Source organism: Acidobacteriota bacterium (genome assembly GCA_016716435.1).
GTDB lineage: Bacteria > Acidobacteriota > Blastocatellia > Pyrinomonadales > Pyrinomonadaceae > OLB17.
The window spans coordinates 1,378,320-1,386,829 of record JADJWI010000008.1 but is presented as its reverse complement, the minus strand read 5'-3'; the positions used below and the strand labels follow the sequence as shown (position 1 = coordinate 1,386,829).

The following is an 8,510-nucleotide window of genomic DNA, read 5'->3' as shown; positions in this document are numbered from 1 at the left end:
CCCAAATCCGGCCGCGGTGATCCGCGCCATAAATTCGCGTCTTGAGATCTCTTTTTTCATATCCTTCCCCGGTTAATGCTCAACTATTTTGCGCTCAACGAACGTATATAAACGATCGATTCGACCTCGGCTTGGTTCAATGCCCTGCGGATCGGCGATGGGTTCTCGAAACCTTGCATCACAGTCCCGCTTCTTCCCGTGTTATCGGCCCGACCAGAAAGGTGTCTGGAAACACTGGATGAAAGGCTTTGTTGTTAAGCGCCGGGCCATCTGCGCCCACGCCGTTCTTTCCGTGACAGCCCGAACAATTTGAAGCAAAGAGCGTCGCTCCGAGAGCTGCGTCACCCGTCGCCCACAGCTGCGGCTTGGCATCGGGCTGTGCTTGGACGTTACCTCCGAGCCTGCGAATGTAGGCGATGACGGCTCGAACCTCATCGTCGTTGAAACCATTCACACGATCGCCCCACGCCAGCATCGGCCGTCCGGGCCGGCCATTCCGTATTGTCTGGAAGAGAAAATCGTCAGAGGCGAGCTGGAGGAACTCCGGACTCGTTATCGACGGATTCGGAACAAGGCCCGGGAACCGGGTTCCACGTCCGTCTGCCGCGTGACAACTTGAACAAACCGCGGTGTAAATGGTCTCCCCATCCTTAGCAAACTCGCGTTCGCCGAAACGCATTGCCCGCACGCGATCTTTCGGAAGATAGACGTCAGGCAAGGTGCGCCTTCTGAGCGAAAGTGTATAGAGCGTCAGCAGGTCGATCTGGTTATCAGACAACCCAAGTACGGGCATCTGCGATCCCGCGACCGTGGACGCAGGTGAACGGAAATGCTGGACGACCCAGTTGGTGAGAGTGTGATCGCCCGGAACCTTTGAGAAGTTAAGCTGGTTGGGATCCTTGAAACCGGAAAGCGATAGATTCACGCCCGCGTCGCCGCCAAAACTTCCGACGGTGTGGCATCCAGCACAGCCGGCCGTGTTGAACTGCGCCTTGCTTCGATCAATTTCGGTGCACCCATTTGGGTATCGAGAAAGATCTTCAGAGCCGAACGGTCTGCCTCGACTACCTCACGAAATGACGTTTTCCAGGCCGCGTCCGTCGCCTGCTGAGACTTTTGCAGGTGAACCGCATACCATTCGGCGTTGTAGCCTTTGAGTCCGACATGGGATAGGTCGGGGCCTTCCATGCCGGTTACATTGCCGCCCGGACGCAGAGTACCGCCGCGGCCGTCGAGGCGATGACACGCGTAGCAGTCGAGCCTTTCGAACGTCTTACGGGCGTTTTCGAGGGTCGGCAGATTGGGAACATTCAGCGGCGTGTGACAGGTTCCGCAACTCGCGTAGGCATACTTCGAGGGCAGCATCGGCTCGGTCCAGAAGTGAACATTACCGTGAGCATCGTCTTTCTCAGTTGCTTGTCCCTGTCCACCATGACAGGTCGTGCAGCCGATCTCGGTCGGGGAATGGACGACTGGCTTGTGGGCTGCGCCTACCTTTTGATCGGACGTGATCTGCTCGCCGGATGCCATCCCGACATGACAAGTGACGCAGCGGTCCGTTACTTTGAGCTGCGGATTCACTATCTGGCGAAGTCGCAGATCGATCGGGCCTTCAGTGGTCTTGGCGTTCCCCTGAATGCTGTGCCAGTCCTTCATAAAGTTCTCTGACACGGCAGCCGCAGCCAGGAGCAAAAAGACCCCGATACTTGAAACCATCAACAAATATTTATTCTTGTTCATTGCGTCAATGGCCTCCCCAATCAGACGGCGACCAGAAGAAATCCCAGTTCGGCCCGCGGAAATATGTACCGATCACGGTCAACACAATGAAACCGCATAGAAAGCACGTAAACAGGGCCAGTGCACCTGCACGAGTCGAGTTGTATCTTCGAACGGCCCATATCGAATAAGCCGCGTAGATCGCCGTCAAGACAGTTCCGGGATTGATGAACGTGATGAAAAAGCTGCGGAATATCCGGGAACCACTCGCGAAGCCAGCCGAACTTAATGGCAAACGCCTCGACAAGTATCGACGCGGCAAAACCCACCACGACGGACCACTTCACGAGTTTCCGGCCGCCCGGACCGCCAAACCATTCGCCTGTTCCTTCCTTTTCACGGTCGAGAAATGGGATCAGACCCAAGCCGATCACGCACAGCATCGGAATACCTATGCCACCCATGAATGCCGAGAACGATACGATCTCCTGGAGCCCAAGAAAGTACCACGGGGCCTTTGCCGGATTCTCGGGAACGAGCGGATTTGCCAGTTCTTTTAACGGAGCATCAGAAACGAAAGCCAACCCGACGCAGATGAGAGTTGTCAGCATCAACACGCCAAGCTCGGCGTAGAAAAGGTGCGGCATTGACGGAACCGTGTGTTCCGGGCCGCTCCCGACGGCAGGCGTTTTGCCCTTCACGACGGCGGCTAGGTGATATGTTTTCGTCGGAGCATCCGTAAAGACCGGATAGAATTCTTTGGCTTCCTGGCCAACCAGTTCATCGGCATTCGCCGGTTTTGCGAGCCCACCATCCTTGCGTATTCGCCAGAAATGCACCGCCATCAACATAACAAGAGTCAGTGGCAAGATCATTACGTGAAGCAGATAGAATCTGATCAACGCCTCTTCGCCGACCTTGTCAGACCCAAGCAATATTTCACGCTGCAGGCCGCCGATATCTGCCCAAGCCGTGATCCCAAGTGCGTCGGTGATCTCTCGAGGACTCTGCGCGATATTGGCGCCGATCGTGATCGCCCAGTATGCGAGTTGATCCCAAGGAAGCAGATAACCCGTAAATGACAGGCCCAAGGTCGTGACCAGCAAGCCCCAGCCGATGAACCAGTTGAATTCCCTCGGCTTTCGGTACGAGGCGGTGTAGAACGCCCTTGCCATGTGCAGTATCACGGCGACCACCATCACGTTAGCGGCCCAGCGGTGAATGTTCCGCATAAACCGGCCAGTAGGTACAATGAAATGAATGTCCTTGATCGATTGATAGGCTACGTCCGGATACGGCTTGTAGTAGAACATCAGCAGGATGCCGGTGACCAGAGTTATCAGAAATGCCGCAGTCGTCATTATGCCGAGACCCATGGTCGTGCTCCAACGCAGGCTCCAGAGATGCGTGCGGACCGAATGAAGATGCAGGAAGACGTTGCCGAATATAAACGACGACCGCGTACGATCGGTCTTTGGCGGACCGCCGCGAAACATCGCCCGATAGACGTGATTCGGGATGCCCCGCAGATTGATCCAGAATTCGTGTAATGCTGAATAGCCTTCTGCCTTCATGATCTACACCTTTGTTCCAGTCTTTACCGTTGCTTCCTCGTCAATGGTGAGAAGAGCTCCATTTTTTGAGACTTTCAGCCATGGCAGCGGTGTCGGAGCCGGCCCTTTTCTTACAGTTCCATCTTTTTGAAAGCCCGATCCGTGACAGGGACAATCAAATCCGGCCGAGCTTGTCTTCACGATGCATCCTAAATGGGTGCAAACGGTTGAGATCGCAAAGACACCATCGGCATCTCGAAAGACCGCGACGTTTCGCCCCGGGGGTACGAAGGCTTCGCCCTCCGGATGGGTGTCCGGCAACGCCACATTAAATTTCTTAGCCGGCGAAGCCGACACGGCCGCCTTGGGGAGTTTCAACATCCCGAATATCGAAAGAGCGAATGCCGCTGCCATCGATCCGAGTGCCGCAAGCCCCAGAAAATCCCGCCGTGGCATCGGTTCCGGGTCAAAACGTGATTTCTTTTCACTTGGATGGGTCGTCATACAGAACTCCAATTTGTTGAAAATGTGACTCGTTCCATCGAGATCGCATCCACCGGGCAGCGGATCGCACACAGAGCACACCGAATGCAGCGATCCTCGTCTTTTAGGATCGCCGAGTTTTCGCTCAGTTCGGCATCGTTGCCGATCGATGAATCGATTATTTGTCGACCTCGGTATCAAATTCGAGATTATCCAGCGAGATCAGCTTCAGACACTCGGTCGGGCAAACGTCCGCACAGCCGCCACACAGCACGCACCGGCTGCCGTCAAAAACCGGCGTGACTCCACAATCCAGGCAGCGCGAAGCCTCGGGCATGGCTTCTTCTTTGCTGTAGCCGATTTCAACGACGTTTTCGGGATGCTTGAGCCGTTCGGCGGTTCGATGGTCGGAACTTCAACTCGGCGGATCGATTCATAGCCGCGTTCACGACGGTATCGGTCAAGAATCACATGGGTTTTAACCAGTTCATGTTCGAGTGCGTTACCGGTCAGATATTGATAAACGGAACGCGCCGCTGCCTTGCCGGACGCGACGGCGTCGATCAGCAAACGCGTTCCGTGGGCGAGATCGCCGGCGACAAAGACCCCTTGGGCAGTGGTCTGCAGCGTGGCGAGGTCAACCTTGAGCCAGTCGCCTCGCATTCTTTCCACGTCTTGTCCGCCGTCCTCCAAAAAGAAAGGGCCGGTGCTTGGCCAACAGCCAGAAGGACGGTGTCGCAGGGAATTAATTTCTTTTCCTCATCGTCGTAAAGCGGTGAGAATTTTCGATCTTCGTCGTAGACTCGGAGGCATTTTCGAAAGGCAACGCCGGTCACTCTGCCTTTTTCATCCCGAACGACCTCTGTCGGCCCCCAGCCGTTGCTGCGCTTGATGCCCTCTTCGTCGCCCTCAACGATCTCGATCGTGTCCGCAGGCATTTCTTCCGCACCTTCAAGCGAGATCAGGTGAACGTTCGCCGTCTCAGAAAGCCTCGCAGCCGTGCGTGCGGTGTCAAAAGCGATCTGGCGGACGACCGACCTCGCGACGTCATATGCGACATTTCCGCCGCCGATGACCACGATCTCGCGGCCCATATCGAGGTCTTCGCCAAGTGAGACCGCCCGAAGCAGATCGACACCGCCAATCACGCCAGGTCCGTCCTCACCGGTCAAACCGAGGCCGCGTGATGATTTGGCACCGACCGCGATTATCACCGCCGCGAAATCCTCGCGGAGCTCGGCAAAAGTAATATCTTCACCGACTTTTACTCCGCAACGGATCTCGACGCCGAGTGCCTCGATGACGGCGACTTCCTTTTCGATCAGTTCACGCGGGAGTCGATATGCCGGAACGCCGACGGCCAGCATTCCCGCTGCGACAGGCTCGATCTCAAAGACGACCGGCTTGAATCCCATCAACGCCAGGTCATGCGCGGCTGAGAGTCCTGCGGGGCCGGCTCCGATGATCGCGATCTTTTCGCCTTCACCTTTTCTGACCGAAGGACTGGTCGCGGATCTCAAGAGTGCCGCCATTTCCTCAGCATCTCCGGCAACGGGCGGGATAAAATTCCTGATCGAGTCAAGCACTTCACTCGTCGGCCTCGCCTCCGGCCCGAACTGATCACATGCAAAACGCTTCAGCGCACGGATCGCGATTGGGCGGTCCTGGCCGACGAACATTCCGTCGTCATTCACTTTGGGGATTTTTCCGCGGCGGCAGGCGATCTCGCAAGGGGCTCCGCAGATGCGGCCGCAGATCGAGGCAAAAGGATTCGGACCGCGTGCTATTAAATATGCTTCTTCAAACCGCGCATCCGCGATCGCCCGAACATAACCGCGTGCGTCCGTATGAACGGGACACGCCACTTGGCACGAGATCAGGTTTTGATGGTAGTTCGCGTCCGGGACGTGAACATTTAGCCGCATCATAGTATTCGTTGTCACAAAATGTGTAAAACAGTTGGAATGCTATGCCGGTTGCAGTGCTCAGAATATGACTTAAGTCATATTTTGACTAATATTTTTAGCCGCCGATCGAACTCATCGAACGCGAGGAATACTCGAATGTAGGGGACCCAATGGTATGGCCGAATGTTTTTCTTGCGACAGCAAAACGAATAAGGTCGGCGACTTCGGTTCGCGATCCGCCGCTTCTAAGCAAACCTCGTACATCATATTCTTCACTCGAGAACAGACACGTTCTGATATACCCATCGGCCGTCAGTCGAATTCGCGAACATTCGCCGCAAAAGGCATTTGTGACGGGAGCGATCAGACCGATCTCGCCGCCTGTGCCGTCAGCAAAGCGATACCTCCACGCTGTCTCACCTTTGCGGGACGGGTTTATAAGAACTATTGGAAAGGCCGAATTTATTGCTTCCCGGATCTCAGTGGCGGGGACCAGATGTTTGTGATCCCAGATACGTCCTCTATCAAGAGGCATGAACTCGATGAATCTGACGGTTAAACTGTTTCTCCTGGCAAACCGAGCAAGGTCGACGACCTCATCGTCGTTTTGACCCCGGACGATCACAGCGTTGATCTTTATATCAGGGTATCCGGCCGAACGAGCGGCCTCTATTGAGTCGAGCACACCAGACAGTTTGTCGGAGCCCGTAATTGAGCGAAATGTGCCCGGCTTTAGGCTATCCAGCGAGAATGTCACGCGGTTTAGGCCGCTCGATCGTAAACTGTCGGCCTTACTTGCGAAGTTGCTACCATTCGTGATCATCGCGAGTTCTTGAAGGCCATAGGGGTTTTAAGGCATGAGAGTTCAGCTATAAGTACGCCGAGGCCCTTCCTGACCATTGGTTCGCCGCCGGTCAGTCGTATCTTTTCAATCCCCAGAGAGACGAACACCTCGCAGAGAGAGTGTATCTCGTCGAAGGTCAGAAGATCCGGATCATTTGAGGTGCAAGGATTGGGGTCGCAATAGAAACATCGAAAATTACAGCGATCCGTCACTGATACGCGCAGATCCTTGATTTTTCGATTGAAGGAATCAAACAACATTTCCTGTTATTCCGCCGCTGTTCTTAGTATGAGCCTACTTACGGTCTTGACTCTACTTGCGGTGCCGTTTGCCAATCTCCTTGGCCGAAGTTCTATTTCGGTTCTCGCTCGACAACATTAAAGGTCTCACTCTGCACGGCGAGAAAACATGATCTGCGTCATACTGCCGCAATCGGGTGAACGATATATTCAATTGGTCGTACTACACGCGGAAAAATTGTGAGCGACCGAGTTGATCCAGTAGAGGTATTCATATGCATGTCAAGTTCTTAAAGTTCGTACTTATAGCAGCAATAGCGTCCATTCTCAGCCTTACAGTCGTTGCCCAGACGCCCGGTGGCACACCGTCGGCAGATGAGATGAGTGCTCGTGTAAAGCAACTGGAAAGTGAGGTTGAAACAATGCGGCGCGAAATGGCTGAGCTGAAGGCGTTGCTCGGGAAGAACGCGTCAGCTAAGCCAGTCGATTCGCCGGCAAAGCCGGATACTAGGCCAGCGGATGTTGCGAAAACAGATGTAAAACAAGCTCCGCAACCGAAAAAAGATCTGGGTGTCGATGTCGGATCCGCGCGCATCACCCCATACGGGACGATCTACTTCAATGCGTTTGGAAACAGCGGTGGAACTAATAATGCGGATGTTCCGCTATTTGCAACGCCAACCGGTAGCGGAAATGTAAGTGCGAGCGTCCGCCAAACCCGCTTGGGGGCGAGGGTCGAGGGGGCTAAGGTTGGTAACGCGCGGCTCTCGGCGATTCTCGAAGCCGATTTCTTCGGCGGTTTTCCATCGGTCGGGATCGGCGAGAACTTTGGCGTTGTCAGGTTGCGACTCGCAAACGCTAGGCTCGACTGGGAGAAGACTTCTGTAACAGTTGGACAGGACTGGATGGTTTTCGCTCCCGTTAATCCGACTTCGCTCGCGGCCGCGGCGATACCGCAGATGGCCGGAGCGGGAAATAATTGGGCGCGGCTGCCTCAGATCAAAATCGAAAGAAAGATCACGCCGAACATAACCTGGCAAGGAGCCGTACTTGCGCCGCAGACTGGCGACTTTGCGACAAACGCCGCGTTCTTTATCCAGCCGACGAGTGGAGCGGCATCGCGTGTTCCATTTCTACAAAGCCGGATCGCGTTCAGCGGGAAAAATTGGCTTGGCAGCAAAAAGTCAGGAGCGATAGGATTTTCAGGACACTACGGAAGATCGCGCGTCTTTACGGGTGCGGCCAATGTTAGAAATGACATCGACACATACGGTGTTGCCGCCGACTGGAATTTTCCGCTTGCAAAACGAATCGGTGTCTCCGGGGAAGCGTTTTTTGGCAAAAACCTCGGCGGCTTTCAGGCCGGCGTCTTTCAAAGTTACAACAATGATTTTGCCTTTAGCCAGGGCGTCGCTTCGACCGCCGGTGGCGTTCGTGCGATCAGGACGCGCGGCGGATGGACTCAGATCGGTTTGACTCCGCCGACACTGAACGATCGATTGACTTTTTATGGAACTATTGGAATTGACGACCCTGAAAATCGAGACCTGACCAGCGTCACACGTCGCGACTGGCGTACTCGTAATCTGGCATTTGCCGGCGAGGCGATCTTTAAGTGGACTCCACAATTTTCGATCGGCCTTGAGCTTCGTCGCTTTTACACGACTTATCTATTCAGCGGAGCGCAGCATGCAAATCACGTAAATCTCGGAGCCTCGTATTCGTTCTGATAGTAGGAGTTTATGGACGGCTTTATACTCGCCGG

Annotated in this window: 10 protein-coding genes; 1 reads left to right on the top strand and 9 read right to left on the bottom strand. The window is 54.8% G+C overall.

The features are described 5' to 3' along the window. Window positions 1–178: 178 nt before the first annotated feature. The 9 genes from IPM21_18360 to IPM21_18320 all read right to left on the bottom strand — a co-directional run bounded on the left by IPM21_18360 (window position 179) and on the right by IPM21_18320 (window position 6,766). On the bottom strand, window positions 179–925 hold the full coding sequence (locus IPM21_18360) for a c-type cytochrome (GenBank protein ID MBK9165832.1): 747 nt from the start codon (window positions 923–925) through the stop codon (window positions 179–181). Further along, on the bottom strand, window positions 922–1,740 hold the full coding sequence (locus tag IPM21_18355) for a hypothetical protein (protein ID MBK9165831.1): 819 nt from the start codon (window positions 1,738–1,740) through the stop codon (window positions 922–924). The genes IPM21_18360 and IPM21_18355 overlap by 4 nt, the downstream gene beginning before the upstream one ends. 20 nt (window positions 1,741–1,760) lie before the next feature. After that, window positions 1,761–3,293 carry a cytochrome b N-terminal domain-containing protein gene (locus IPM21_18350; GenBank protein ID MBK9165830.1) on the bottom strand — a complete coding sequence of 511 codons (1,533 nt, stop codon included), beginning with the start codon at window positions 3,291–3,293 and terminating at the stop codon, window positions 1,761–1,763. A gap of 3 nt (window positions 3,294–3,296) precedes the next feature. Further along, window positions 3,297–3,776 carry a Rieske 2Fe-2S domain-containing protein gene (locus IPM21_18345; GenBank protein ID MBK9165829.1) on the bottom strand — a complete coding sequence of 160 codons (480 nt, stop codon included), beginning with the start codon at window positions 3,774–3,776 and terminating at the stop codon, window positions 3,297–3,299. Further along, window positions 3,773–3,937: a 4Fe-4S binding protein gene (locus IPM21_18340; GenBank protein ID MBK9165828.1), complete on the bottom strand. Its 165-nt coding sequence runs from the start codon at window positions 3,935–3,937 to the stop codon at window positions 3,773–3,775. Before IPM21_18340 ends, IPM21_18345 begins: the two co-directional genes overlap by 4 nt. Continuing rightward, entirely contained in the window at window positions 3,934–4,092 is a 159-nt protein-coding gene (locus IPM21_18335; protein MBK9165827.1) for a 4Fe-4S binding protein, read from the bottom strand. Before IPM21_18335 ends, IPM21_18340 begins: the two co-directional genes overlap by 4 nt. 226 nt (window positions 4,093–4,318) lie before the next feature. Continuing rightward, on the bottom strand, window positions 4,319–5,698 hold the full coding sequence (locus tag IPM21_18330) for an FAD-dependent oxidoreductase (protein ID MBK9165826.1): 1,380 nt from the start codon (window positions 5,696–5,698) through the stop codon (window positions 4,319–4,321). Window positions 5,699–5,777: 79 nt separating this feature from the next. Then, entirely contained in the window at window positions 5,778–6,485 is a 708-nt protein-coding gene (locus tag IPM21_18325; GenBank protein MBK9165825.1) for a radical SAM protein, read from the bottom strand. Further along, on the bottom strand, window positions 6,482–6,766 hold the full coding sequence (locus tag IPM21_18320; GenBank protein ID MBK9165824.1) for a radical SAM protein: 285 nt from the start codon (window positions 6,764–6,766) through the stop codon (window positions 6,482–6,484). The genes IPM21_18325 and IPM21_18320 overlap by 4 nt, the downstream gene beginning before the upstream one ends. Before the next feature lie 254 nt (window positions 6,767–7,020). Between IPM21_18320 and IPM21_18315 the strand changes: the two genes are divergently transcribed. Next, window positions 7,021–8,475: a hypothetical protein gene (locus IPM21_18315; GenBank protein MBK9165823.1), complete on the top strand. Its 1,455-nt coding sequence runs from the start codon at window positions 7,021–7,023 to the stop codon at window positions 8,473–8,475. Window positions 8,476–8,510: the final 35 nt, after the last annotated feature.

What these genes read in the sequence shown, in the direction of transcription:
- IPM21_18315 (MBK9165823.1), top strand. Translation starts at nt 7,021, where the DNA reads ATGCATGTCAAGTTCTTAAAGTTCGTACTTATAGCAGCAATAGCGTCC.
- IPM21_18355 (MBK9165831.1), bottom strand. Translation starts at nt 1,740, where the DNA reads ATGAACAAGAATAAATATTTGTTGATGGTTTCAAGTATCGGGGTCTTT.
- IPM21_18325 (MBK9165825.1), bottom strand. Translation starts at nt 6,485, where the DNA reads ATGATCACGAATGGTAGCAACTTCGCAAGTAAGGCCGACAGTTTACGA.
- IPM21_18320 (MBK9165824.1), bottom strand. Translation starts at nt 6,766, where the DNA reads ATGTTGTTTGATTCCTTCAATCGAAAAATCAAGGATCTGCGCGTATCA.
- IPM21_18350 (MBK9165830.1), bottom strand. Translation starts at nt 3,293, where the DNA reads ATGAAGGCAGAAGGCTATTCAGCATTACACGAATTCTGGATCAATCTG.
- IPM21_18335 (MBK9165827.1), bottom strand. Translation starts at nt 4,092, where the DNA reads ATGCCCGAGGCTTCGCGCTGCCTGGATTGTGGAGTCACGCCGGTTTTT.
- IPM21_18345 (MBK9165829.1), bottom strand. Translation starts at nt 3,776, where the DNA reads ATGACGACCCATCCAAGTGAAAAGAAATCACGTTTTGACCCGGAACCG.